The sequence below is a fragment of the Rhodococcus yunnanensis NBRC 103083 genome, assembly GCF_001895005.1.
GTDB lineage: Bacteria > Actinomycetota > Actinomycetes > Mycobacteriales > Mycobacteriaceae > Rhodococcoides > Rhodococcoides yunnanense.
The window spans coordinates 206,200-231,096 of the sequence record NZ_BCXH01000004.1 but is presented as its reverse complement, the minus strand read 5'-3'; the positions used below and the strand labels follow the sequence as shown (position 1 = coordinate 231,096).

21 protein-coding genes are annotated in these 24,897 nt (G+C 64.2%); 20 read left to right on the top strand and 1 reads right to left on the bottom strand.

What is annotated here, in order from left to right:
- Window positions 1–35: 35 nt before the first annotated feature.
- Genes RY1_RS09345 through RY1_RS09330 form a run of 4 tightly spaced genes read left to right on the top strand, consistent with a single transcriptional unit; the run spans window position 36 to window position 5,281 of the window.
- Entirely contained in the window at window positions 36–1,805 is a 1,770-nt protein-coding gene (locus tag RY1_RS09345; protein WP_218019782.1) for an ABC transporter permease, read from the top strand.
- Between the two features lie 42 nt (window positions 1,806–1,847).
- A complete protein-coding gene (locus RY1_RS09340; protein WP_218019781.1) occupies window positions 1,848–2,978 on the top strand; it encodes an ABC transporter substrate-binding protein in 1,131 nt (376 codons plus the stop codon).
- Window positions 2,979–3,008: 30 nt separating this feature from the next.
- Window positions 3,009–4,127 carry an ABC transporter substrate-binding protein gene (locus tag RY1_RS09335; protein WP_072803249.1) on the top strand — a complete coding sequence of 373 codons (1,119 nt, stop codon included), beginning with the start codon at window positions 3,009–3,011 and terminating at the stop codon, window positions 4,125–4,127.
- 23 nt (window positions 4,128–4,150) lie between these two features.
- Window positions 4,151–5,281 carry an ABC transporter ATP-binding protein gene (locus tag RY1_RS09330; protein ID WP_072803248.1) on the top strand — a complete coding sequence of 377 codons (1,131 nt, stop codon included), beginning with the start codon at window positions 4,151–4,153 and terminating at the stop codon, window positions 5,279–5,281.
- On the opposite strand, the gene RY1_RS09325 is transcribed toward RY1_RS09330, so the two are convergent.
- A complete protein-coding gene (locus RY1_RS09325; protein WP_072803414.1) occupies window positions 5,275–6,453 on the bottom strand; it encodes a PucR family transcriptional regulator in 1,179 nt (392 codons plus the stop codon). The genes RY1_RS09330 and RY1_RS09325 overlap by 7 nt on opposite strands.
- A 201-nt stretch (window positions 6,454–6,654) precedes the next feature.
- Between RY1_RS09325 and RY1_RS09320 the strand changes: the two genes are divergently transcribed.
- The 16 genes from RY1_RS09320 (at window position 6,655) to RY1_RS09245 (ending at window position 24,884) form a co-directional block, all read left to right on the top strand.
- Window positions 6,655–8,112, top strand: coding sequence for a 4-hydroxyphenylacetate 3-hydroxylase family protein (locus RY1_RS09320; RefSeq protein ID WP_072803247.1), 1,458 nt, complete (start codon window positions 6,655–6,657; stop codon window positions 8,110–8,112).
- A gap of 32 nt (window positions 8,113–8,144) precedes the next feature.
- Window positions 8,145–9,179, top strand: a complete 1,035-nt coding sequence (locus RY1_RS09315) for an amidohydrolase family protein (RefSeq protein ID WP_072803246.1) — start codon at window positions 8,145–8,147, stop codon at window positions 9,177–9,179.
- Complete coding sequence (locus RY1_RS09310; RefSeq protein ID WP_072803245.1) at window positions 9,180–10,196, top strand: DODA-type extradiol aromatic ring-opening family dioxygenase; 1,017 nt, start codon at window positions 9,180–9,182, stop codon at window positions 10,194–10,196. It abuts the gene before it with no gap.
- Entirely contained in the window at window positions 10,193–10,870 is a 678-nt protein-coding gene (locus RY1_RS09305; protein ID WP_072803244.1) for an RraA family protein, read from the top strand. The genes RY1_RS09310 and RY1_RS09305 overlap by 4 nt, the downstream gene beginning before the upstream one ends.
- Window positions 10,867–11,529, top strand: coding sequence for an RraA family protein (locus tag RY1_RS09300; RefSeq protein ID WP_072803243.1), 663 nt, complete (start codon window positions 10,867–10,869; stop codon window positions 11,527–11,529). Before RY1_RS09305 ends, RY1_RS09300 begins: the two co-directional genes overlap by 4 nt.
- The gene (locus RY1_RS09295; RefSeq protein WP_072803242.1) at window positions 11,526–12,197 is read left to right on the top strand and encodes an RraA family protein; all 672 of its coding nucleotides are present in this window, start codon (window positions 11,526–11,528) and stop codon (window positions 12,195–12,197) included. The genes RY1_RS09300 and RY1_RS09295 overlap by 4 nt, the downstream gene beginning before the upstream one ends.
- Window positions 12,198–12,201: 4 nt before the next feature.
- A complete protein-coding gene (locus tag RY1_RS09290; protein ID WP_169914621.1) occupies window positions 12,202–12,951 on the top strand; it encodes an alpha/beta fold hydrolase in 750 nt (249 codons plus the stop codon).
- Between the two features lie 135 nt (window positions 12,952–13,086).
- Window positions 13,087–14,559 carry an aldehyde dehydrogenase family protein gene (locus RY1_RS09285; protein ID WP_072803240.1) on the top strand — a complete coding sequence of 491 codons (1,473 nt, stop codon included), beginning with the start codon at window positions 13,087–13,089 and terminating at the stop codon, window positions 14,557–14,559.
- A 1-nt stretch (window position 14,560) separates the two neighbouring features.
- On the top strand, window positions 14,561–15,547 hold the full coding sequence (locus RY1_RS09280) for a flavin reductase (protein WP_072803239.1): 987 nt from the start codon (window positions 14,561–14,563) through the stop codon (window positions 15,545–15,547).
- 31 nt (window positions 15,548–15,578) lie between these two features.
- Entirely contained in the window at window positions 15,579–17,276 is a 1,698-nt protein-coding gene (locus tag RY1_RS09275) for an FAD-dependent monooxygenase (RefSeq protein ID WP_072803238.1), read from the top strand.
- 8 nt (window positions 17,277–17,284) lie between these two features.
- A complete protein-coding gene (locus RY1_RS09270; RefSeq protein WP_072803237.1) occupies window positions 17,285–18,742 on the top strand; it encodes an MFS transporter in 1,458 nt (485 codons plus the stop codon).
- A gap of 173 nt (window positions 18,743–18,915) precedes the next feature.
- Window positions 18,916–20,412 carry a fumarylacetoacetate hydrolase family protein gene (locus RY1_RS09265; RefSeq protein ID WP_072803236.1) on the top strand — a complete coding sequence of 499 codons (1,497 nt, stop codon included), beginning with the start codon at window positions 18,916–18,918 and terminating at the stop codon, window positions 20,410–20,412.
- A gap of 116 nt (window positions 20,413–20,528) precedes the next feature.
- Window positions 20,529–22,061, top strand: a complete 1,533-nt coding sequence (gene hpaE, locus RY1_RS09260) for a 5-carboxymethyl-2-hydroxymuconate semialdehyde dehydrogenase (RefSeq protein ID WP_072803235.1) — start codon at window positions 20,529–20,531, stop codon at window positions 22,059–22,061.
- 64 nt (window positions 22,062–22,125) lie between these two features.
- Window positions 22,126–23,250 carry a 3,4-dihydroxyphenylacetate 2,3-dioxygenase gene (hpaD, locus tag RY1_RS09255; protein WP_072803234.1) on the top strand — a complete coding sequence of 375 codons (1,125 nt, stop codon included), beginning with the start codon at window positions 22,126–22,128 and terminating at the stop codon, window positions 23,248–23,250.
- Between the two features lie 57 nt (window positions 23,251–23,307).
- On the top strand, window positions 23,308–24,093 hold the full coding sequence (hpaH, locus tag RY1_RS09250) for a 2-oxo-hept-4-ene-1,7-dioate hydratase (protein WP_072803233.1): 786 nt from the start codon (window positions 23,308–23,310) through the stop codon (window positions 24,091–24,093).
- A complete protein-coding gene (locus tag RY1_RS09245; RefSeq protein ID WP_072803232.1) occupies window positions 24,078–24,884 on the top strand; it encodes an HpcH/HpaI aldolase family protein in 807 nt (268 codons plus the stop codon). The genes hpaH and RY1_RS09245 overlap by 16 nt, the downstream gene beginning before the upstream one ends.
- The last annotated feature ends 13 nt before the right edge of the window (window positions 24,885–24,897 follow it).

Sequence of the window (24,897 nt, the reverse complement as noted above, 5' to 3'; positions counted from 1 at the left end):
CGGTCACGGAGTGCGACACAGAGAGGCAAACATACGTGAGTATCGACGAATTCAGGACAGATCGAGTCGCGACGCTGGCGCGAACCTCGATCAGCAGGGTCCTGTGGATCCTGTTCGCCCTCGCACTGGGGCTCGTGTTCATCGTCCCCGTCTCGATGATCGTGATCGGTGCATTCCGCGATGGGCTTCCCTCGCAGAACAATCCGTTCACGCTGGACGGCATCAAGGAAGCACTGACCTCCGACGACATTTGGAGCACGCTCCGCGACTCTCTCATCCTGGTCGTCGTGTGCGGTTCCATCGCGACCATCGTGGGCGGATTCTTCGCGTGGGTCAGCGCCAACACCAACGTTCCCCTCCGCAGGCTGCTGACACCGTTGATGATCATCAACCTGTTCGTGCCGCCGCTGTTCCACACGTTCGCCTGGATCATGTTGGGCAACGCGCAGAACGGTTTGATCAACCAGTTCACCCGTAGTCTCGGGCTCGGTGGACCGCTCGATATTCAGTCGTGGTTCGGACTCATCTTCACCATGTCACTCGGCTTCGTTCCCTTCGCCTTTCTGCTCATGCGAGGCGCATTCCTCAACAGGGATCAGTCGCTCGACGAGGCCGCGAGCATCAGTGGAGCCAGCACGGTTCGAACCTTCTTCACCGTGACCGTGCCCTCGATCGCCCCCGCGATCACCGGAGCCGCGATCTTGATCATGGTCCTGATCTTCCAGGCATTCGAAGGCCCACAACTGTTGGGCCGACCGGCCGGGATCTATGTGTTCTCCACCCAGATCTACCACTACATCCGCGACGTGACCCCGAGCAAGTACACCGCCGCGTTCACCTTGTCGCTGGTCGTGGTGCTCCTGGTGGTGATCCTGTTCCTGGTGCAGCATCGACTTCTCAAGGGCCGCACCTTCACCACCCTGACCGGGAAGACGTCCCGGCGTGAGCCCTTGCAGCTCGGACCCGTGCGCTGGGTGTTCAGCGGATTGATCGCGGTGTTCACGGTCGTCAACCTCGCCCTGCCTCTGTTCGCAGTGGTACTCGGATCCCTGCAACCGATTTTCGGGGTCAGCGGCCGACTCAGTTTCGACAACTATTCGCGCATTCTGCACGACCCTTCGCTCAGCTCCAGCCTCTCGCTCACCGCGTGGGTGGCGATCGTGGGAGGGCTGTGCTCGATGACCGTTGCCGTGCTGACCACCTATGTGGTGATGCGGCGCCGCGGATTCGTGCGGGCCTTCACCTCTCTGTCCCTGTGGGTCCCGTGGGCACTGCCCGGAATCGTTCTGGCCCTTGCCTACCTGTTCACCATCCTCACCGTTCCCGGATTGAAAGGGTTGTACGGCACCTCGACCTTCATGATGATCGTGCTGATCATCGCCACCATTCCGCTGTGCACCCGTCTCGCGGAGGGGGCGCTTGCTCAGCTCGCACCCGAACTCGAAGAAGCGGGACGGATTTCGGGATCGAGTTCGATGCGAGTGTTGGTGACCATCGTCCTGCGCCTGGTGATTCCGAGCTTCCTCGCAGGATGGTTCCTCGCGGCACTGTTCATCTCGGGAAATCTCGCCATCCCGACGTTGCTCGCCCCGCCGAAGGTCCAGCCCGTCTCGCAGGTCGCCTTCCAGCTGTTCCTGTCGGGTGACATCTCCACCGCAGCCGCACTGTTCATGATCATCCTCGCCGCGGCCGTCGTCGTCATCGGGCTCGCCGGCATCTCCATCGCAGTCGGCAGGCGGTTGCAGAACCGTCCACCGACACAATCGGAACTCGAACTCGTACAGGGCGTTTCGCTCAGCGGTTAGCCCATCCGCACACGACAAACCTTCAGCTCAGAGGAGTACGAAATGTCCATGAAGTCCACCACCAGGCGACGCATGCTCGCGTTGACAGCAGTTGCCGCCGTCTCGACTTTGGCGCTGAGCGCGTGCTCGTCCGCATCCGATGACGTGGTCTCTGCCGACACCGTCATCGAGGTGCCCGGAGTCGACGCAGAGGCGAACTCGTACATGAACACGCTGTATCAGAACGCGATCAGCTCGGGCAACCGAGACGTCGTCATCTACGGACCCGCGCCGAGCACCGATGCGGGTCTGCATGCGAAGTTCTCCGAACGGTTCCCCGGCATCACCGTGGTCCCGCAGGACGCCCCTGATGCGGAGACGTTCACCAAGCTTCAGGTCGAGGTCGACAGCGGCAACCGAATCGCCGATCTGTACACGGGTGGAACACCGTCCGTACTCCAGGCTGCGCAGACGGACGGCATGTGTCAGCCGGCCGACATCGAGTCGGCAGCGCCGGGCGTCGTCACCCTCGACGCGAACGACCGCGCGATCCTCTACTACTCCATGACGTACTTCGGCATCGTCTACAACACGGACATGGTGTCCGAGGCCGATGTCCCGAAGACGTGGAACGACCTGCTCGATCCGAAGTGGAAGGGAAAGCTCGCCATGGGAGACCCGACGGTTCCCGGTGGTGTGCGCTACGTCTTCGCCACGATGAACTACCCCGAGGTCGCGGACACGTGGGGCAAGGAATACTTCGAGAAGCTCGCCGCCCAGGAGCCCAACATCGCGCAGAGCGAACCGACGGTACCGTCCGATGTCGCGTCGGGCCGCTTCCCCATCGGCGTGGGCGTGTACAGCGGGTTCTACGACGCGCAGAAAGCCAAGGGCGCACCGATCGACATGTCGTTCCCTCTGGAGGACAACGGCAATTACCTTGCGCAGTCGGGGATTTGCTACATGGCCGATGCGCCTGATTCCGACGCCGCGCAGCTGTACGTCAACTGGCTGCTCAGCGCCGACGGCCAGCAAGCGCTCCTCGCCGCTCCAGGGTCCTACGCTCCCGTCCTCGAGGACTCGGGAACCGTGGGGATCCCGTCGCCGGAAGAGATCGGACACCTGCCGCTGCTCAACCCCGACAACGCGTACAACGCGCCGTTCCTGGCCGATCTCGACAGCATCTTCAAGTAGAGATCCTCACGTGAAGAAGGGAGCGAGACCATGACCGGCATCGATGCATCGAGGCTTCTGCCCGCAATCGTTGTGGTCGCCTCTGTCGCTGGACTCGTCGGTTGTGGCAGCACACCCGCACCGGTGGCGTCGGGCACGGTGATCGAGGTACCCGGCGCCACCGCCGAGGGCAACGACTACATGAACACGCTCTACCGCAACGCACTCGATTCCGGGAAGACGGACGCCGTTCTCTACGGCGCCTCGGCGAGCAGTGCAGCGGGGATGTTCGCGAAATTCTCGGAACGCTTTCCCGGCATCTCCATCGTCCCGCAGGACGCCCCTGACTCGCAGATACTCACCAAACTGCAGGTCGAGGCGGAAAGCGGCAATCGCCTGGCCGATCTCTACACCGGCGGTGTGTCGTCGGTGACGGCGGTCGCGCAGGTGCCCGACGTGTGTACACGTGCCGACGTCAGAACAGCACCAGCAGATTTCGCCCTCCCCTATTCGGCGAACGATCTCGTGCTGACGTACAACAAGCGCTTCTTCGGTTTCGTCTACAACACCGACATGGTCTCGGAGGAGGACGCGCCTCGTTCGTGGGGAGATCTGCTCGACCCCCAGTGGAAAGACAAACTGGTGATGGGGGATCCGACGGTGGTCGGAGGACTGCGATACGTGCTCACCTCGCTGCTCGTACCCGAGTCCGCGGACACCTGGGGTGAGACCTACCTGACCGAGCTTGCGGAGCAGAACGTCAATATCGCAGAGAGTGAACCCAGTGTGCCGTCGGACGTCGCGTCGGGTCGCTTCCCCGTGGGCGTCGGAGTATTCAGCGGGTACTACCAAGCGCAGAAGACGAAGGGTGCACCGATCGACATGGTGTTCCCCCTCGACGACGGCGGCAACTTCCTGAGCAGCGCCGGCATCTGTGCGGTCCGGGACGCCCCCGACAACGACGCCGCATCGCTGTACCTCAACTGGTTGTTCACACCGGAAGGTCAGCAGGTACTCGCCGAGGTCGACAACGGTTTCGGGCTGGTTCCGGGATCACCGGGTCCGCTGGGATCGCCTCCACTGTCCGAGATTTCGACGCTCCCCGCGACGAACACCGACCCATCGTTCAACGCTCGCTACTTCGCCACGATCGACCAGCTGTTCACCTGACGCTCTCGAGAAAGATCTGACCCATGACTGATGTCGTCGTCTCCGGACTGATGAAGCAATACAACACCAAGCCGGCGCTGCGCAGCCTCGACTTGTCGATCAAATCGGGCGAGTTCATCACATTGCTCGGACCGAGCGGGTGCGGGAAGACCACCACTCTGCGGTGTCTGGCAGGCCTCGAGCGTCCCACCGCCGGAACCGTTTCTCTCGGTGGTCGTGTCGTTGTCGACACCGAGCGAGGCGTGTTCGTTCCCCCGGACAAGCGGCATGTCGGCATGGTGTTTCAGAGCTACGCACTGTGGCCGCACATGAGCGTCGCGGAAAACGTGGCCTACCCGCTCAAGATCGCGGGGGTCCGCGGCCAGGAGCGCCAGGACCGCATCCGCGACCTACTGGAGGCGGTGGGGCTGGAGAAGTACGAAAAGCGCCAGGTGACTGCACTTTCCGGCGGTCAGCAGCAGCGGGTCGCGCTCGCTCGCGCACTTGCCGCCAGACCGGGCATCATCTTCTACGACGAGCCGCTGTCCAACCTCGACACCAAGCTCCGCTATCAGATGGGCCAGCAGGTTCGTGCGCTGCACAACCGGTTCGAGACCACGTCGGTGTACGTGACCCACGACCAGGAAGAAGCGATCACGCTCTCCGATCGCATCATCGTGATGAACCACGGGGTGATCGAGCAGCAGGGCACGCCCGAGGAGATCTACGATCGGCCGCGATCGGCATACGTAGCCGACTTCATGGGCTTCCAGAACATCACGACCGGCGAGGTAGTCGGGGGCAGTGGCGCGCGGGCGGAAGTGAAACTGAGCGGCAGCGACATCGTGCTGGGCGCCTACGCCGACACGGTCCCTGCCATCGGATCGCCGGTATCTCTCGCCTTCCGGTCCGAGCACATCCGGCTCGCAGACCAAAGGCCGAGCGCCGTCGGTCATTTCACCGGAACCGTCTCGCGCAGCACCTTCGTCGGAAGCGCCTACAACCTGTTGCTCGACGCGGAGGGCACTACCATCAGGGCGCGCATCGGCCGCAGCGAACTCGATGCGCAGAACCTCCCCACGCCCGCCCCAGGCGACGCGCTGTCGTTCGAGGTGAACGCACATCGAGCTCTGCTGGTCGAACCGTTCGACACGGCAGCCGGCTCAGGTCACTGATCGACGCGCCGAAGTCCGATCAGCGTGGCCACGCGAAGTGCCGTGTGCAGCTCGCGGCGCACGAGCCCGTCGGACAGATCGGCGTCGATCACGGCGCGAATTCGATCCAACCGGTAGTAGAGGGTGCTGCGATGGATGAACAACACACGTGCGGTGCGCTGTGCATCGGCGCCGTTGTCGAGATAGGACTCCAGCGTCGATGCCAGGTCGGTGCCGCTCGACGCGGTGAGCAGCTTACGAACCCCGTCCGGCATGTCGTCCATCGACATGTGATCGAGTGGCAGCTGGAGCAGAAGTCGGTCGACGCCGAGCTCCCCCCAGATCGCCGTCGACCCGTACGTTTCCGGGTCGTAGAACGTGGCGCGCAACGCTGTTCGTGCTTCACGCACGGACTCGTGTATGTCGACGAGGTGGCCGCGCGACGAACCGCCGGCTCCCCTCGCGCCGGGAAACGACAGATCACCGATCAGGCTTTCGAGCCGCGCCGGGTTGACCTCGTGGGGAATGATGAGCACCCCCATTCCGCCGATGACGGTGCCGATGGAGGTGCGCGAGGTGATCGAGGAAATCCGGGCGAGAGCGCGTTCGATCACCAGCCGCGGCATGGTCGTGCTGCCGCCGTCCTTGTCGCCCACCACGAACACCATCGCCGCATAGACGTCCGACGTCGAAATCAGCCCGGTCTGCAGCAGCTCGTCCGCCGCCTCGTGGCGTCGCCGGTCGTCGCCGTCGAGAAGTTGTGTGACCAAGCGGAGCACTCGTTCCGCCTCGTCACCCTTTTCCGACTCCTGCGCTGCCAGACTCGCGCCCAGCTCCTCTCGTCCCACGCGTATTTCCGGCGAATCGCGGTGCTCGGCCGTCTCGCCGTCGGCGGGTACGTACGACACGTATCCGGTCAGCCGTCCGCGATACCGCAGTCCGGCCACCACGCGTGGCGGCGAATTGTCCACTACCGGAATGTAAACCGGCCCCTCGACGTGCTCGACGCCGTATTCCTGGATCAGCGATTGCGCACGGCCCGAACCCTTGCGCAACAGGATCATCGACAGCCGTGCTTGGTCGATATCGCCCTCGTGCACGCTGAATGCCACGACATCGAAGCCCGCATCGAACACGATGACCGGCCGCCCGATCCGATCTGCCAACGCCTGCACCCGGTCGTCGAACTTCATCCGGTGATTCCACCTCCACTTTCCGAGCACGGCTGTCGCAGACATCAGAATATCACCACTCCGACACCGTGTCGGAGTGCATCCATTCAGCTTCACGCACTCAACCGATGAACTGGGCAGATGCCGAACCCTAGCCTCGAATACGAGAGGCGTCGGCCACATTCGGGCCGCGCGTGAAACTTCCGTCACACAAGGAGCACCATGGCGTTGCAGACGACGACCGCGCGAGGACTTCAGACCGGAGACAGTTACCGGGAAAGTCTCGACGACGGCCGCGAAGTGTGGGTCGACGGCAAGAGAGTCGCCAACGTGGCGGATCACCCCGCGTTCAAGCCCGCCGTAGATGTTTTCGCGAACCTCTTCGAACGCCGACTTGCCGACCCGGAGTCGCAGGCGGTGAGCACGTTTCGCTCACCCGAGACCGGGAACCTGGTCAGCCGGTCCTATTCGCTGCCCAGCACCCCGGAAGAGCTGCGTGCGAAGTTCAGGGCCTCCGAGTGGTGGATGCGCCAGTCTCTCGGCCAGCTCGGTCGCTCCCCCGACTTCATGGCCAATGTCGTGGTCGGACTGTGGGATTACCACCGCGAGCTCGAAGCGGATCGGGCCGGGTTCGGCGAGAACGCCAAGAATTACCATTCCTATGCGATGGAGAACGACCTGGTTCTCACGCACGCCCTCGGTGATCCCCAGATCGACCGCAGCGCAAGTCCGCTCGACGACCCCGATCTCGCGCTGCGCGTCATCGAGGAGAACGACAAGGGCATCGTCATCAGAGGCGCGAAACAACTCGCGACCCTCGCTCCGTTCTCGCACGAGGTCCTGATCTACCTCAACGGTGTGACCGCGCAGCGCGGCGCAGAACAGTTCGTGATGTGGTTCGCGCTGCCGATGAATGCCCCCGGGCTGACGGTGCTGTGCCGCGGGCCGCTTGCTCGTCCCGACCGTACGAACATCCTCGCGTCGGGTTACGACGAACAGGACGCGATGCTGTTCTTCGACGATGTACTGGTGCCGTGGGATCGAGTCTTCCTGTTGGGCAACGGCTTGCTCGCGGCGAAGGGGCTCACTCGCATCAACGCGTGGAGCATTCAGTCCACGCACATCCGCTTCCACGAACGCCTGAAGCTGTTCGCCTCCGTCGCTGCCATGGTGGCGAACGCGATCGGTGTCGACAGTTTCCGCGGCATCCAGGAGGATCTCGGCGAGATCATCTCCTACACCGAGACATTGCGACTCGCGATCGCAGGCGCCGAGGCACTGGCGACCCCGACGCCGACAGGACTTCTCGCGCCGACGGCAAGCCACGGTCTCGGATTCTGGTCGGCCGAGGTGTCCGGCCGAGTCGTGGAGATCATCCGTCGCATAGGAGCCAGCGGTTTCGTCATGCAGCCGTCCGAAGCCGACCTGGCATCCCTTGAGCTTCGACCGTTGCTGGACAAGTACATGCACGGGCACGACATCGGCGTTGCCGAGAAGTCGCGCTTGTTCCGCCTCGCCACCGAGCTCGTCAACGACGGTTTCGGCCTGCGCCAGGAGATGTACGAGTACCTGCACCGCGGAGATCCCGGCGCGGGTCGCACGCGGCTGCTGCGCGCATACGACCGAAGTGAGACCGATGCCGATGTGCACGAGATCATTTCACGTGTCGCTACCCTCTGACCCATCCATCCCGATTTGGAGAGCACCCCATCATGATCGTTGACGTTCACGGCCACGTATCGGCGCCGAGCGAGTTGTATGCATGGAAAGCGGGCCTCCTCGCTCATCGCGGCTCGCACGGGGTACGGCCACCCACACTGTCCGACGATCAGCTGCGGGCGGCGTACACGGCACCGAATGCTAGTTTCGGCGACGTCTCGCACTTCCACCACCTCGACACCGCGGGCGTCGACATCCAGCTCATCTCCCCGCGCCCGTACCAGATGATGCACAGCGAGAATCCACCACGGATCGTCGAGGCGTTCACCGAGGAAGTGAACAACGTCATCCATCGCAACACCCAGCTGTTTCCCGATCGGTTTCGAGGCATCGCCGGACTGCCCCAGACCATGGACCTCTCGGTCGAGCAGTGGATTCCCGAATTGCGGCGCACCGTAACAGAATTGGGATTCGTCGGAGCGCTCCTCAATCCGGACCCTTACGAGGGAACCAAGGTTCCCCCGCCGCTGGGTGACAAGTTCTGGTACCCGCTCTACGAGGCGCTCGTCGAACTCGACGTGCCCGCCATCGTGCACGCGGCCGGCTGCCGCGCCCCGGCTCGGGAGCCGTACTCGTTGCACTTCATTCAGGAAGAGACAGTAGCCATCTGGAGTTTGCTGTCCTCGGATGTACTGAAGGATTTCCCCGAGCTCAAACTCATCATCACCCACGGAGGCGGCGCCATCCCCTATCAGGTCGGACGTTTCCTGCCCGGTGGCGTGCGCAGCGGGGCGACTCCCTACCTCGACAGGTTGCGCTCGCTCTATTTCGACACCTGCCTCTATACGCAGAATTCGATCGAACTGCTCCTCGACACCGTCGGGGTCGATCGCTGCCTGTTCGGCACGGAGAAGCCGGGTACAGGTTCACAGATCGATCCGGCGACGGGTCGGTGGTTCGACGACATACATCTGTTGGTCGAGGACATCGAGTGGCTCACGGTTGAACAGCGCGACGCGCTTCTGCACGCCAACGCAGAGTCTCTGTTCTCACTCCGACTTCCCGTCACCAGTGAAAGGACAGCGTGAATGGCACACATAGTCGGCGGATTCGGCACATCGCACGGCCCCCAGCTCAAGGTCGCGCCGCCGGACGAATGGTTCGAACGCGGTAAGGCGGATCGCGCGAACACGGCGCTGCGGTACCAGGGCAAGTCGTACGACTACGCGGCTCTCAAAGCCGTGCGAAAAGACTTCTCGCACGAGATCACCGGCGAGAAGATGGCGAGCCGATGGGACTCGGTGCAATCTGCGTTGGACGAACTCGGCCGGTTCGCCGCCGAGCAGGAGTACGACGTCGTGGTGATCGTCTCCAGCGATCACAAGGAGATCTTCGGGGACGAACTGCTACCGCCCTTCGCCGTCTACTGGGGCGAGTCCGTCGACCACGTCCCCTTCGACGACGACCATCTCGCGGCGATGAGTCCGGGGCTCGCCGCAGCGGCACTCGGGGATGTGCCGGACCGTCTCATCGCACGCCCGGTGGATTCCGAACTCGCAGCCCACATCATCGATTCGACCCTGACCCAAGGCTTCGACACAGCGGCGTCCAAGCAGTTGCCTCCCGGTCGCTACCGAAATTCGGGCATCCCCCACGGCTGGGGCTACATCTACCAGCGCATCCTCGGCCAGGAGTCGACAATTCCGTTCGTGCCCGTTTTCGTCAACACCTTCTGGGAGCCGACACCGCCGTCTGCGAAACGCAGTTACGACTTCGGTGTCGCACTTGCCAAGGCCATCGAGAGCTACCCGAAAGACATCCGCGTCGGTGTCGTGGCGTCGGGTGGATTGAGCCACTTCGTCGTCGACGAGGAGCTCGACCGAGACTTCCTCGAAGCGCTCGAAGTGCACGACGCCGACTATCTGCGCTCGATCCCTGCCGACATCATGACCTCGGGCACTTCGGAGCTGCGGAACTGGATCGCCGTCGCCGGAGCAGCCCATACCGCAGGCCTCGACGTCGACACCGTCGTCTACGAGCCCGGTTACCGCACCGAAGCGGGCAGCGGCAACGCCTTCGGTTTCGTCACCTGGGCACCGGCATGACCGGGGATCTTCGGACGCGCCTGTCCGCCCTCGACAGTTGCGCGCTCTCCGACGCGCTCGACACGCTCGGACTTGCGGGTGCAGTGACCGGAATCAGCGGAATCACCCTGCCCGACGCCACCCTGCTCGGCAGGGTGCGCACCGTACGTGCGACCAACCGCCGTGAGGGCGGTCCCGCGGCCCACATCGCCGCCGCCCTCGTCGACGACCTGCAACCGGGTGAAGTCGTCGTCATCGCCAACGACGGACGAACCGACGTCTCGTGCTGGGGCGGCTTGCTCGGCGCGGCTGCAACACGACACGGAGCAGCAGGCGTCGTGGTCGACGGAGCGTTCCGCGACGTTCAGGAGAACGCCGATCTCGGTCTACCCGTCTTCGCGCGCGCCGCGGTGGCAGTCAGCGCTCGCGGGCGCATCGTGCAACAGTCGATGGACGAGCCGATCGTCATCGCCGGTGTTGAGGTGTCTTCGGGCGACTGGGTCGTCGCCGATCGCAGTGGCCTCGCTTTCGTCTCGGCGGCCGATGCCGAGCGCGTCGTCGAATTGGCCGAGCGCATCGCTGCCCGTGAAGTGGACATGTTGGCCGCTGTGCACGGTGACCGGACGGTCGCCGAGCTCATGCACGACTCCCGATTCCCGACTGCCGCCGCGCACCTACCCGAAGGAACACCGTGACCACCACCAAGACAACGGATCGCCTGCTGACCACGTCCACCGCCACACTCGCAGACGCACTGGACAAAATCGGTCGCGACGGCTGCCTGCTCGACATTGTTCCGCTCGCCGACGGGCAGCGAGTGAGCGGGCGCGCCTTCACCGTCCGCTACGTCGCGGCGGGCAACCCTCCGGGAACGGTCGGGGACTACCTCGACGATGTCGAGCCCGGACAGGTGGTCGTGCTCGACAACAACGCGCGGACGGACTGCACCGTCTGGGGCGACATTCTCACTGCCATCGCCGATACCAAGGGCGTCGCAGGCACGGTCATCGACGGGGTCTGCCGAGACGCGTCACGGGCACTCGACCTCGGGTATCCGATCTACAGCCGGGGCCGGTACATGCGCACCGGCAAGGACCGTGTCGAAGTAGCCGCCGTTCAGGAACCGGTGGATATCGCTGGAGTCAAGATCCATCCCGGTGATCTCATCGTCGGCGACGACGACGGCGTCGTGGTGATTCCTCGCGACATCGAGGAGGAAGTGCTGCGCATCGCAGCCGAGATCGACGCCCGCGAGGACCGAATCCTGGCAGCCGTGCTCGACGGCGCATCGCTCGGTGAGGCCCGCGCCCAGCAGGGCTATCACACGTTGCAGCGCAAGGACGGAGCACGATGATCGCGACCGTCGACACCGCACAGTTGCTCGCGTGGGGTTCGGCGACGCTGCACGAATCCTGCCCGGTCCCCAACGCACTGCCGACGTCGCTGCGACCGGCATGGGCAGGAGCAGCCGTCGCAGGACGCGCCTACCCGGTCGAGGTCGGACCAGGAGACAACCTCGCTCTGCACTGGGCCATCCTCGAAGCCGGACCCGGCGACGTGATCGTCGCCCACGCACGTGACGCCGTGCACGGGCACTGGGGAGAGGTGATGGCCGTCGGCGCACTCGCTCGCGGCATCGCCGGGCTCGTCATCGCAGGCGGTGTCCGCGACACGAAGGAACAAGCGGCACTGAACTTTCCGGTGTTCAGTAGTTCCATCTCGGTCCGCGGCACGGCGAAGAGATGGTCGGGTGTTCAGGGACAACCACTCGTGTTCGGCGACGTCACCGTTTCCCGTGGAGACATCGTTGTCGCCGACGCCGACGGCGTGGTGTGCATTCCGCAATCCGCGTACGGTGAGACCGTCGACAGCGCAGCGGAACGCGTCGCGAAGGAGGCCGCGATCCTGTCCGCACTGCGCGCTGGATCGTCCACGCTGGACCAGTATTCACTGCGCGCGATCGACGACCGGTCCGCACCCTCCTCACCGAGCAATCGAGGACAGGTCGATGGAACACGCTGAGATCATGGCTGCATTCGAACACAAGACCGTCGAGGCGGACGGGTTCGTCATCGACTATCTCGAGGGCGGAACGGGGCCGACCCTGGTCATGGTGCACGGGGGAAGCGGGCTGCGCATCGAACTCGACGACGCGCACTTCCTTCTCGCGCAACGTTTTCACGTCGTCGCCTTCGAGATGCCCGGTTGGGGCGACGAACCGAACGTCACGACGATGACGCTCGAGCAGCTGGCCGACACCATGATCGCCGCCATCGACGGAATCGGACTGACCGAGTACCGGTTGCTCGCCACCTCGATCGGTGCGGCAGTGTCTCTGTGGATCGCCGTCAAGCGGCCGAAACAGGTTGTTGCACACGTGCTCGAAGCCCCTGGGGCATTCCGTGAAGGGACGGGCCGAACCGGTCCTCCCGATCCCGAGGACATCAACTGGAACGAGACGAAACGGCGTGATCGCCGGCTCGGTCCTCACCAAGCAGCGCTGATGATGCGGCTGACCGCACAGGATACCGACGAGGATCTGGTGGCCAGGATGTCGGAGTCGGCGTCACCGACGCTCGTTCTCTACGGCACCCGCGACGGACTGTTCGATCCGGCGTACGGGAAGTTCTACACCTCCGGTCTTCCCGACTGCAGGCTCGTGGTGTTCGACAGAGCCGCACACGACATCAAGGGAGACCGACCGGAGGCGGCCGTGGACGTGATCGGCTGTTTTCTGCGCAACCCGGCGGCCCCGGTTCCGGCGTTGGTTCCATGACCCGCGCATGCTCGTCCGTACCCGACACCATGTCGGAACAATACGAGGCAATTTCGGTTACGGCGCACCTGAGTAGTTCACGGTGGTCCAAATAGTGTTGGGCGGCAATGGTCGCCGTGTGACGAGGAGGTCTCGATGAAGTCGGACGACAGCGAAAAGTCCCTGTTCGGTGCCATCCCCACCGAGGAGTGGGGTACGGGTTCGGGCGGGTGGACAGCGATAGTGGACGTGGCCACCGGCGAACAGATCGGCAGCGTCGCGCTCGCGCTCGACTCCGACGTGGAACAGGCCGGGAAGATCGCGGCGGCGGCCCAGCTCACCTGGGCCGCCGCACCGTTCCGCTCTCGCATCGCCGTGATCGAACGCGCCCGGTCCGCGCTCGAAGCGATGCGCGGAGACCTGCAGGCGCTGATGATCAGGGAGACCGGCGCTCTTCGCACCAAAGCCAATCATGAGATCGACAAGACGATCGACGAACTTCGTTCGGCTGCAGGACTTCCCGATCAACCCTATGGCGAGCTGCTCCCCCACGACGAACCGTCGGTGCTCAGTATGGCCCGCCGCGTGCCCGTCGGGGTCATCGGCGTCATCGCCCCGTGGAACGCGCCGCTGATGCTCGCCATGCGGTCCATCGCCCCCGCCATCGCGCTCGGCAACGCGGTCATCCTGAAGCCGGACGTCAAGACTGCGTTGAGCGGCGGCAGCGTCATCGCCCAGATCTTCCGCGAGGCGGGCCTGCCGGACGGCATCTTCCAGGTTGTGGTCGGCGGACCCGACATCGGTGAGGCGCTCGTTCGGTCACCACACACCGACATGATTTCGTTCACCGGATCGTCGGCCGCGGGTCGACGAGTCGGCGAGGTCGCCGGCGGTCTGCTCAAGCGAGTGGTGCTCGAACTCGGCGGAAACAACGCCTTCATCGTCTTCGAGGACGCCGATCTCGACAACGCGCTGATCCACGCCCAACGCGGCACATTCGCGCACCAAGGGCAGATCTGCATGGCGACCGGACGCCACCTGGTGCACGAGTCCATCGCCGACGAGTACGTCCGGCGTCTCACGGCCTACGCGAAATCCTTGAAGATCGGCAACCCCACGAGCACCCGCGTCACGATGGGTCCGCTCATCGACGAGCGGCAGGCACGTCGGGTCCAGGCAGTCGTCGACGACGCCGTGGCGGGCGGTGCCACCATCACGACCGGCGGTCGCTACGAAGGGCCCTTCTATCAGCCGACGGTTCTCGATGGTGTGGACGAGGCCAACGCCGCATTCCAGGCCGAGATCTTCGGCCCGGTCGCACCGATCACCCGGTTCTCGACCGACGAGGAAGCGATCAGGCTCGCGGGTGCGTCGAACTACGGACTGTCCGCTGCGATTCACACCAGGGACGTCAGCCGCGCACTCGCGATCGCAGCTCGCTTGCGAACCGGGATGGTGCACATCAACGGACAGACGATCAACGACTCCGCCCACATCCCCATGGGCGGAATGGGCCAGTCGGGGAACGGGGGTCGATACGGCGGCCACTGGAACCTCGACGAGTTCACGTACTGGCAATGGGTGACGTCTCGCCCGTCACCTCCATCCGCACCGAGAAGCGAGCACTGACATGACCGACAACGCCGTACCCAGGATCATCGACCAGTACCGTCATGCTGCGGGCCGATTCGCATCAGGCGTCACGGTCGTGACCACCCGCAACGGAGACCACGTCTACGGCGTCACCGCGACGTCGTTCGTCTCGCTCTCACTGAACCCCTTGCTGGTGACGGTGTCGATCAATCAGAACAGTGCCATCCTTCCCGATATCGGTGACGGCGGTGTGCTGGCCGTCAACGTCCTCGCCAGTGAGCAGCAGGAAGTGTCGCGGTACTTCTCCACCCGCGGGCGCGGCCGGTCGCACCAATTGTTCGACGGCATCGCCACCCGGGAAGAAGCCACAGGAGCGCCGATCATCGACGGGGCGTTGAGCTGGTTCGACTGCCGCGTCCACGCGACGCTCGAAGGCGGTGACCACGTCATACTCGTCGGCGAGGTGATGGCGGCTGGTGGGACCAGTGGTGAACCGCTGCTGTACTTCTCGGGCGAGTACCACGAACTGGACCGCCGCGGCGATGCCACCGGGAAGCAGATCCCGACTGCAGGCGACATCGAGCAGTTCACCGACGCGTTGTCGGTGCAGCTGCACATGACAGGGATGACGGCCACCGACCTTCTCGACGCTCAACATGCCGTGGAACCGGCTGCCGCCGCACTGGCCGCTCGCCGGTGTGACCCCGAGGGCATCGCCGAGCTTCAGGCCCTCGTCGACGCCGCCGCGCAACACCACGACGACGGTGAGAAATTCGATCCGGTCGCCCTGGAATTCCACTCCCACATCGGTCTGATGAGTGGCAACGCTGCGATCGCCGCCAGCGTACGAGCCCTGTCACGGCCGAGATACGAACTGTATTCCGCCAGGACGAACACCGAACGTGCACAGCGGAGCACCGAGAAGCATCAAGAGATCGTGGACGCGATCAGAGACGGCGACGAGGATCGAGCCCGCAGGCTCATGCTCGATCACCTCGGCACCATCGCACGCGGAATCGGCTGATGCACATGACGATTGCACGAGAGGGAACAGCATGAACTCCATCATGGAGACCGACGTCGTCATCGTGGGCGGCGGGCCGGTCGGCCTGAGCGCAGCCATGGACCTCGACAGCCGTGGCATCACGTCCGTCGTGATCGAGTCGCGGCAGTACTTGGAGGCTCCCAACGTCAAGTGCAACCACGTGGCGTCACGAACGATGGAACGGTTCCGGCAGTTCGGGGTTGCCGACGCGGTGCGTGCTGCAGGGTTGCCTGCAGACTACCCGCAGGACATCGCCTTTCGAACCACAATGGCAGGCATCGAGTTCGGGCGGATTCCGATTCCGTCCGCCGCGGGGCGGCGCGCCGACCCCGTCGGACCGGACGCGCAGTGGGCCACTCCCGAACCGCCGCATCGGGTCAATCAGAAATTCCTCGAGCCGATTCTCATGGCGCACACGGCAAGCCTGCCTCTGGTCACCCTGCTCAACGAGACTCGATATGTCGATGTCGAGCCCGACGAGCGCGGAGTGTCGGTGCGGATCGCAGATCGCGACGGCACCGAGCGGACAGTGCGCGGGAAGTTCCTCATCGGCGCCGACGGTGGCCGATCGGTGATACGCAAGAAGATCGGTTCGAGCTTTCACGGCGATCCGGTACTGCAACGGGTGCAGTCCACGTGCATTCGGGCGCCACACTTGTACGCCGAGATGAAGGGCGAACGGGCCTGGGCGTACTACACATTCAACCCCCGCCGCAACGGACACGTCTATGCCATCGACGGCGTCGAGACGTTTCTGGTTCACAATTATCTCGCCGCCGAGGAAGGTGAGGGCGACGGAGTCGACCGAGACGCCGCGATCCGCACCATCCTGGGGGTCGACGACTCGTTCGACTACGACGTGCTCTCCACCGAGGACTGGGTGGCTCGCCGTTTGGTGGCGGACAGCTTCCGGCAGGGACGCATCTTCATTGCCGGCGACGCTGCGCATCTGTGGGTTCCGTACGCCGGATTCGGAATGAATGCCGGTATCGCGGACGTTCTGAACCTCACGTGGACACTGGGGGCCTACCTCGACGGGTGGGGCGACGAGGGCATTCTGGACACCTACGAAGCGGAACGCTTGCCGATCACCGACCAGGTCTCACGCTTCGCGATGGGTCACCAGCGCAAGATCGCACAAGGTGAGGTGCCCACGGAGATCGAAGATGCCTCGGCCGCAGGAGAAGCCGCCCGGGCTCGTCTCGGTCGGCTCGCCTACGACCTGAACGTTCAGCAGTTCGCGGCGGCAGGCCTGAACTTCGGGTATTCCTACTCCCGTTCTCCCATCATCGAGTACGACGCGGAGAGCGCACCCGACTACACGATGGGGACGTACATCCCGTCGACAGTGCCCGGGTGCCGCGCCCCGCACTTCTGGCTGGCAGACGACGTATCCCTCTACGACATGCTCGGGCGCGGTTACACGATCCTCTCCCTCGGTGACGCGTCCGAACTCGGTGGACTCCTCGACGCGGCAGCTGTTGCCGGGATGCCCCTCACGGTCGTCGACGTCGACCCCTCTCGTGTTCCCGAGACTTACCGGCACCGCTTCGTCATCGTCCGTGACGACCAGCACGTGGCGTGGCGCGGCGATCAGGCGCCGGGAGACCCGAATGCTCTGATCGACCGGCTTCGGGGCCGAATCCCTCTGTCCGCCAGTACTGTACCCGCGAACGAGGTCGGCGCGGCGGTAGGTGAGACGACATAGACGTCTCGGTGAGGCCGGACGAGGAGGTCGCGCTCACTCCGCCGCAACGCTGGCGCGCCTTCGCCGTCTGCATGGTGGTCACGGTCACGACGGTGTTCGATCTGACCAAGGTCAACGTTGCGCTGCCCTCGATTCAAGATGCGCTCGGTGCCAGCTCGACCGAGCTACAGCTGATCGTGTCGGGTTACGTTCTCACGTTCGGTCTCGCGCTGGTGCCGGCGGGACGGATCGGGGACCAGAGATCACGTCGATTGCTGTTCGTGATCGGACTGACGATCTTCGCCACCATGAGCCTGGCCTGCGCACTGGCGCCTACTCCAGACATGCTGTTCGCGGCCAGGCTGGCCCAAGGTATCGGAGCGGGTATTCAGATGCCTCAAGTCCTCGGCCTCGTTCAAACCCTGTTCCAGGGAGACGAGCGCGCGCGGGCTTTCGGAATCTTCGGCGTCACGGTCGGTATGACCATGGCCGTCGGGCCGACGCTCGGCGGACTGGCGATCGCCATCGGCGGGCCGACCGACGGATGGCGCTGGATCTTCTGGATGAACCTGCCACTCGCTCTCCTCGCACTTGCGCTCGCTCGGTGGGCGTTGCCGCCTCCGCCACCGGCTTCCGGGCGCACGCTCGAACTCGATCCCGTGGGACTGGTCTTGTTCACGGTGTCGGTACTCGCCCTGATGGCCCCGTTCCTGTTCACCACGGGCTCGCCCCACGACGACCCCCGCAGATGGTGGATTCTTGCCCTCTTCGCCGCCCTGGCTGGTGCGTTCACCGTGTGGGAGCGTCACTACGAGGCGTCGGGCCGCCGCCCTCTCGTCCCACCCGGTCTTTTCCGGGTTCCGTCGTATCGCAACGGAATAGTCTTGGCCAGTGCATATTTCGCTGCCAATCCGGTGATCCTGTTGATGAGCACCCTCTACCTACAACACGGCATCGGCCTCGCACCGGTGTACGCGGGAATGGTGAGTATCAGCTTCGCAGTGATGAGCGCGGTGGCGGCGTGGATCGGAGGCCGGGTGATCGCCCGAATCGGACGAGCTCTCGTGGTGAGCGGCCTGGTGACCGTGCTTGCAGGAGTAGCCCTACTCGTGCTCGCGACGTTGACGACCCCGACTCTCACCCCCTGGGCCATGGCCGCGGCGATGGCAGTAGGCGGAATCGGAGGCGGACTGGTGATGACACCCAACCAAACTCTCACTCTCGCAGAGGTTCCGGTTGGACAAGCCGGGTTGGCCGGTTCGGTCGGACAGCTGGGCCAGCGCGTCGGCGGCGCAGTCGGCGCGGCGATCGGCCTGTCGCTCTTCTACTCGTCCATCTACCGAGAGACCGGGGCAACCGATACCGTCGACGTGAGCGTCTACCGTCACGCCTACGGGTTCGGCATGCTTTCTGTCGCAGCCTTTCTCGCGATCGCACTGACCGTCGGGATTGTCGATGTCTCCTCGCGCCGAAGACGTGTCAGCTGAACAGAAATGGAGTGTGCCAGCAATTCCCCCACCGTCCTTCACACCGCACGGGTGCCGAATTCCGTTGCCGAACAGTCTGTTCGACCCGCATCGAGTCGGATGAATTCGATGCGGTTTCAACCGCAGATCAGATACGATCTGCACTACGCTAGTCAGCTCGATCGAGGAGAGCGATGACCGACGACAACCGAACCGCACCCGCCGCGGCATCCGGAACGAAACCAGGAAAAATTGTTGCAGTACACCTGAGCTACGCATCTCGTGCCGACCAGCGTGGTCGCCGTCCGGCCGCACCGTCGTACTTCTTCAAGCCGTCCAGTTCACTTGCAGCATCGGGGCAATCGATCGAACGTCCAGCGGGCACCGAGTTGCTGGCGTTCGAGGGAGAGGTCGCTCTGATCATCGGAGCGCCTGCCCGTCGGGTGACTATCGAGCACGCGTGGGATCACGTTGCCGGAGTCACCGCTGCCAACGACTTCGGACTCTACGATCTGCGGGCCAACGACAAGGGGTCCAACGTTCGGTCCAAGGGCGGTGACGGTTTCACCCCATTGGGCCCCGACGTGATCGACGCACGCACGGTGAACCCGACAGAGATCAGAATTCGCACCTGGGTCAACAGTGTTCTCGTACAGGATGATACGACGGCAGGCATGTTCTTCACCCTCCCCCAGCTGATCGCCGACCTGTCACAGCACCTCACGTTGGAGACCGGCGACATCGTACTCACCGGCACTCCGGCAGGGTCCTCGGTCGTCCAACCAGGCGACCGAGTGGAGGTGGAGGTCGATTCTCCTGCAGCGCAGCGATCCCCGACTTCCGGCCGGCTCGTCACCACCGTCGTTCAGGGGACCGTCGATTTCGATCCGGACATCGGTTCGATTCCCGCGGCCGACGACGCCCAACGCATCGACGCCTGGGGTTCGCCCGAGGCGGCCGGTCTGGTGTCCGAGTCGGCGGCGACCCATCGAGCGCGCCTCCTCGACAAGCTCGCCGGCGTACCGGTCGCAGCACTGTCGCAACAGCTGCGCAGGCGCGGGCTGAACAACGTGTCCATCGACGGTGTGCACGCTCTCAGCCCGGGCACGTGCCTGGTCGGAACAGCTCGGACGTTGCGGTTCGTGCCCAACCGTGAAGACCTGTTCGATTCACACGGAGGCGGATACAACGCCCAGAAGCGCACGTTCGACGCGGTCGACGAGGGCGAGGTCATCGTGATCGAGGCCCGCGGCGAACTCGGTTCCGGGACACTGGGAGACATTCTTGCCCTTCGCGCCAGAGCTCGTGGCGCAGCAGGCGTCGTGACCGACGGCGGGGTTCGCGACCACGATGCGCTGGTCGAGATCGGGTTGCCGGTGTTCGCGGCGACAGCTCATCCCGCGGTGCTGGGGCGACGACACGTCCCGTGGGATTCGGATCTGACGATCGCGTGCGGTGGTGCGACGGTTCAGCCGGGGGACTTCATCGTCGGTGACGGCGACGGCGTCATCGTCATTCCCCCTGCGCTGGCCGAGGAGGTCGCGGACGCCGCGTCGGCACAGGAGAAACAAGACCAGTGGATCGCCGAACAAGTCGCTGCCGGGCAGGCCGTCGACGGACTGTTTCCGCCCAACGCCGAGTGGCGAGGCAAATACGACGAGTTCTGCCGAAACGACCGAATCGATCGGTGACACAGAGCAGGCGGCGCACCCACACCGTTCCGCCACGCTCGACGCATACCTGATTCACGAGCATCCAGACGACACTTCCACCCTCCCTGCTTCCTGAACCGCGATATGGAGACATCATGACCGACACCGTGACCGACGCCCCACCTCGACACATCCCTGAGGACCTGCCCACCACGATCCAGCACTACATCGGTGGACGTTTCGTCGATTCCGTCGACGCGGACACGTTCGACGTTCTCGACCCGGTCTCGAACCAGGTCTATCTCACGGCCGCAGCAGGCAAGCAGGCCGACGTCGATCTTGCCGTCGAGGCCGCCACGACGGCTTTCCGCGACGGCCCGTGGCCGCGGTTGCTCCCCCGCGAACGCTCCCGCATCCTGCACCGCGTTGCCGATATCGTCGAGTCGCGCGACGCTCGCCTCGCCGAACTCGAGTCGTTCGACTCCGGTCTGCCCATCACTCAGGCTCTCGGCCAAGCGCGCCGAGCCGCGGAGAATTTCAGGTTCTTCGCCGACCTGATCGTGGCCCAGTCCGACGACACCTACAAGGTGCCGGGACGGCAGATCAACTACGTCAACAGAACTCCGATCGGTGTCGCGGGCCTCATCACGCCGTGGAACACCCCGTTCATGCTCGAATCGTGGAAACTGGCCCCCGCGTTGGCAACCGGCAATACCGTGGTACTCAAGCCAGCCGAGTTCACACCGCTGTCTGCATCGCTGTGGGCGGGGATCTTCGAGGAAGCCGGGCTACCCGACGGAGTGTTCAACCTCGTCAACGGGCTCGGCGAAGAGGCGGGCGACGCCCTGGTCAAACATCCGGGTGTTCCGCTGATCTCGTTCACCGGCGAAAGTAGCACCGGCCAGCTCATCTTCGCCAACGCAGCACCGTTCCTGAAGGGTCTGTCGATGGAACTGGGAGGTAAGAGCCCCGCCGTCGTCTTCGCCGATGCCGACCTCGACGCTGCCATCGACGCGACCATCTTCGGGGTGTTCTCGCTCAACGGCGAACGGTGCACTGCGGGAAGCCGCATTCTGGTCGAGCGGTCGATCTACGACGAATTCGTCGAACGCTATGCAGCACAGGCACAGCGCGTGGTCGTCGGGTATCCGCACGATCCGGCAACCGAGGTCGGCGCACTCGTACACCCCGAGCACTACGACAAAGTGGTGAGCTACATCGAGATCGGTAAGAACGAAGCGCGACTGGTCGCCGGAGGCGGCCGGCCGGAAGGATTCGAGACCGGAAATTTCGTGCAGCCCACCGTATTCGCCGACGTGGTGCCCGATGCCCGTATCTTCCAAGAGGAGATCTTCGGTCCGGTGGTGGCGATCACCCCGTTCGATACCGAGGACGAGGCATTGCGGTTGGCCAATGGCGTCCGGTACGGGCTTGCGGCCTACATCTGGACCAAGGATCTCGAGCGAGCTCACAACTTCTCCCAATCGGTGGAAGCAGGCATGGTGTGGCTCAACTCGAACAACGTGCGTGATCTTCGAACTCCGTTCGGCGGAGTGAAAGCGTCCGGCCTCGGACACGAGGGCGGCTATCGCTCGATCGACTTCTACACCCAGCAGCAGGCTGTCCACATCACCCTCGGCAAAGTACACAATCCGACGTTCGGCAAGTCCGACGCCGCAGCTCACTGACGACTGACCCACTGCCCACTGATCACAAACCACAGACCCACTTATCTTCAGCAAGGATGACGCGATGACCACTACCCCGGTCTCTCACGAGCGCACGGCGAACCGTGTTCCGACCCCCTCCGTCGAACCGCCGGACGTACTGCGGTGCGCCTATATGGAACTCGTGGTCACCGACCTTGCTCGTTCCCGCGCGTTCTACGTCGATGTGCTCGGACTCGTCGTCACCGAAGAAGACGAGAACGCCGTGTACCTGCGTTCGTTCGAGGAGTTCATTCATCACAACCTCGTGCTGCGACGCGGGCCGGTGGCCGGGGTGGCTGCGTTCTCCTACCGAGTCCGTAGCCCCGAGGATCTCGACAAGGCGGTCGACTTCTACACCGCACTCGGATGCCGCGTCGAACGCAACTCCGAAGGCTTCACCACCGGAATCGGCGACTCGGTACGCGTCGAGGACCCGCTGGGCTTTCCGTACGAATTCTTCCACGACGTGGAGCACGTCGAACGTCTCGCATGGCACTACCACCTGTACACGCCCGGCGCGTTGGTGCGGCTCGATCACTTCAATCAGGTCACCCCCGATGTCCCACGCGCGGTGGCGTACATGGAGGACTTGGGATTTCGGGTCACCGAGGACATCCAGGACGACGCGGGCACGACCTACGCGGCGTGGATGCGTCGCAAATCCACTGTCCACGATACTGCGATGACCGGTGGTGACGGGCCGCGAATGCACCACGTAGCCTTCGCAACTCACGAGAAGCACAACATCATCTCGATCTGCGACAAGCTCGGAGCTCTGCGAATGTCCGACCACATCGAGCGCGGACCCGGCCGCCACGGCGTATCCAACGCGTTCTATCTGTACCTGCGCGACCCGGACGGCCACCGCGTCGAGATCTATACGCAGGACTACTACACCGGCGACCCCGACAACCCGGTCGTCACGTGGGATGTGCACGACAACCAGCGGCGAGACTGGTGGGGCACACCGGTCGTTCCGAGCTGGTACACCGACGCGTCCATCGTCCTCGACCTCGACGGAAACCCGCAACCGGTTCTCGCGCGCACCGACGAGTCCGAAATGGCGGTCACCATCGGTGCGGACGGATTCTCGTACACCCGCAAGCAGGACGAGGAGGACCTGCCCTCGTGGAAGAAGGGCGAATTCAAACTCGGCGCACAGTTGTAACCGTCCGGACGCGCAGCCTACGTCGGCTGTCCACACTCTTTCGTTCCAGGAGGATCGATGCTTCCCGCACAGACGATCACCGACATCGCGGACGAGCTCGCAGAAGCCGAGCGCTCCCGGTCGACGATCCCTCGACTGACCGCCAGATATCCGGACATGACCGTCGAGGATTCCTATGCGGTGCAGAACGAATGGAAACGCAGAGGTATCGAGCGCGGACGACGCCTCGTCGGCCGCAAGATCGGGCTCACCAGCAAGGTGATGCAGGTTGCGACCGGAATTACCGAGCCTGATTACGGGGCGATATTCGACGACATGGTCTTCGAGAACGGGTCCGTGATCGAGCACGGCCAGTTCTCGAATGTGCGGATCGAGGTCGAGCTCGCGTTCGTGTTGAGCCGGCCGCTGGAGGGTCCACATGTGAACGTCTTCGACGTCCTTCGCGCCACCGACTACGTCATCCCCGCTCTGGAGATCCTCAGTTCGCGCCTGGACATGGAGGGCCGCACGATCGTCGACACCATCAGTGACAACGCCGCGATGGGCGCAATGGTGTACGGAGGCAACCCGACTCCACCGCGGGACGTCGACCTTCGCTGGGTCAGCGCACTGCTGTACCGCAACGAGACCATCGAAGAGTCCGGGGTCGCGGCGGCTGTTCTGAACCACCCTGCCACCGGCGTTGCGTGGCTTGCGAACAAGCTGGCGCAACACGGTGACCGTCTGGAAGCCGGGGAGATGGTGCTGGCCGGATCGTTCACCCGACCGATGTGGGTCCAGAAGGGCGACACCGTGTTGGCGGACTACGGGCCGATGGGGACCATCTCGTGCCGTTTCGTCTGAACTCCACCTTCCGGGAGGTACTGGCCTCCGCCCGACGACCATTGTTCGGCGGGTGGATCACCACCGGTTCCCCTGTCGCGGCCGAGATAATGGCCGGATCCGGTCTCGACTGGGTCCTCATCGACATGGAGCACGCGCCCAACGGTCTGGAATCGGTTCTTGCACAGCTCTATGCAGTGTCCGGGTACCCGATCACTCCGGTCGTGCGGATACCCGTCGCGGACACCGTGATCATCAAACAGGTTCTCGACCTCGGCGCTCAGAACATCCTGGTTCCGATGATATCCACCGCCCTGGAGGCGCAGCAGGTCGCCGAAGCCGCGCAGTACCCACCGGTGGGCCGCAGGGGTGTCGGTTCGGCCCTCGCGCGGTCGGCACGGTGGAACCGGGTGGACGACTACCTCCGAGACGGCGCCGACCATGTATCGGTGTTCGTACAGATCGAATCCGCGGTCGGTGCGAGCAATGCACGCGGCATCGCCGCAACGTCTGGTATCGACGGCATTTTCGTCGGACCGAGCGACCTCGCGGCGTCGATGGGTCTCCTGGGGCAGCAAACCCACCCCGACGTCGTCGCCTGCGTGAACGGTGTGTTCTCCGATGTCGCTGCCGTGGGCAAGCCTGTCGGTGTCAACGCTTTCGTACCCGAGCAGGCGGATGCGTACGTGGCGGGCGGCGCCGAGTTCGTTCTGGTGGGGGCCGACGCAGCGCTGCTGGCGCGCGGATCCGAGGCCTTGGCGCAGCGATACATCGGCCCCTCACCGGGTGGCACCGCCCGCGCAGGTTACTGAGTCCCGCGCGGGC

Excerpts from the sequence above, each read along its gene's own strand:
- RY1_RS09265 (WP_072803236.1), top strand. The coding sequence starts at position 18,916 with ATGACCGACGACAACCGAACCGCACCCGCCGCGGCATCCGGAACGAAA.
- hpaD (WP_072803234.1), top strand. The coding sequence starts at position 22,126 with ATGACCACTACCCCGGTCTCTCACGAGCGCACGGCGAACCGTGTTCCG.
- RY1_RS09315 (WP_072803246.1), top strand. The coding sequence starts at position 8,145 with ATGATCGTTGACGTTCACGGCCACGTATCGGCGCCGAGCGAGTTGTAT.
- RY1_RS09285 (WP_072803240.1), top strand. The coding sequence starts at position 13,087 with ATGAAGTCGGACGACAGCGAAAAGTCCCTGTTCGGTGCCATCCCCACC.
- RY1_RS09335 (WP_072803249.1), top strand. The coding sequence starts at position 3,009 with ATGACCGGCATCGATGCATCGAGGCTTCTGCCCGCAATCGTTGTGGTC.
- RY1_RS09295 (WP_072803242.1), top strand. The coding sequence starts at position 11,526 with ATGATCGCGACCGTCGACACCGCACAGTTGCTCGCGTGGGGTTCGGCG.
- RY1_RS09325 (WP_072803414.1), bottom strand. The coding sequence starts at position 6,453 with ATGAAGTTCGACGACCGGGTGCAGGCGTTGGCAGATCGGATCGGGCGG.
- RY1_RS09290 (WP_169914621.1), top strand. The coding sequence starts at position 12,202 with ATGGCTGCATTCGAACACAAGACCGTCGAGGCGGACGGGTTCGTCATC.
- RY1_RS09320 (WP_072803247.1), top strand. The coding sequence starts at position 6,655 with ATGGCGTTGCAGACGACGACCGCGCGAGGACTTCAGACCGGAGACAGT.
- RY1_RS09340 (WP_218019781.1), top strand. The coding sequence starts at position 1,848 with ATGTCCATGAAGTCCACCACCAGGCGACGCATGCTCGCGTTGACAGCA.
- RY1_RS09330 (WP_072803248.1), top strand. The coding sequence starts at position 4,151 with ATGACTGATGTCGTCGTCTCCGGACTGATGAAGCAATACAACACCAAG.
- RY1_RS09310 (WP_072803245.1), top strand. The coding sequence starts at position 9,180 with ATGGCACACATAGTCGGCGGATTCGGCACATCGCACGGCCCCCAGCTC.
- RY1_RS09280 (WP_072803239.1), top strand. The coding sequence starts at position 14,561 with ATGACCGACAACGCCGTACCCAGGATCATCGACCAGTACCGTCATGCT.
- RY1_RS09275 (WP_072803238.1), top strand. The coding sequence starts at position 15,579 with ATGAACTCCATCATGGAGACCGACGTCGTCATCGTGGGCGGCGGGCCG.
- RY1_RS09305 (WP_072803244.1), top strand. The coding sequence starts at position 10,193 with ATGACCGGGGATCTTCGGACGCGCCTGTCCGCCCTCGACAGTTGCGCG.
- hpaH (WP_072803233.1), top strand. The coding sequence starts at position 23,308 with ATGCTTCCCGCACAGACGATCACCGACATCGCGGACGAGCTCGCAGAA.
- hpaE (WP_072803235.1), top strand. The coding sequence starts at position 20,529 with ATGACCGACACCGTGACCGACGCCCCACCTCGACACATCCCTGAGGAC.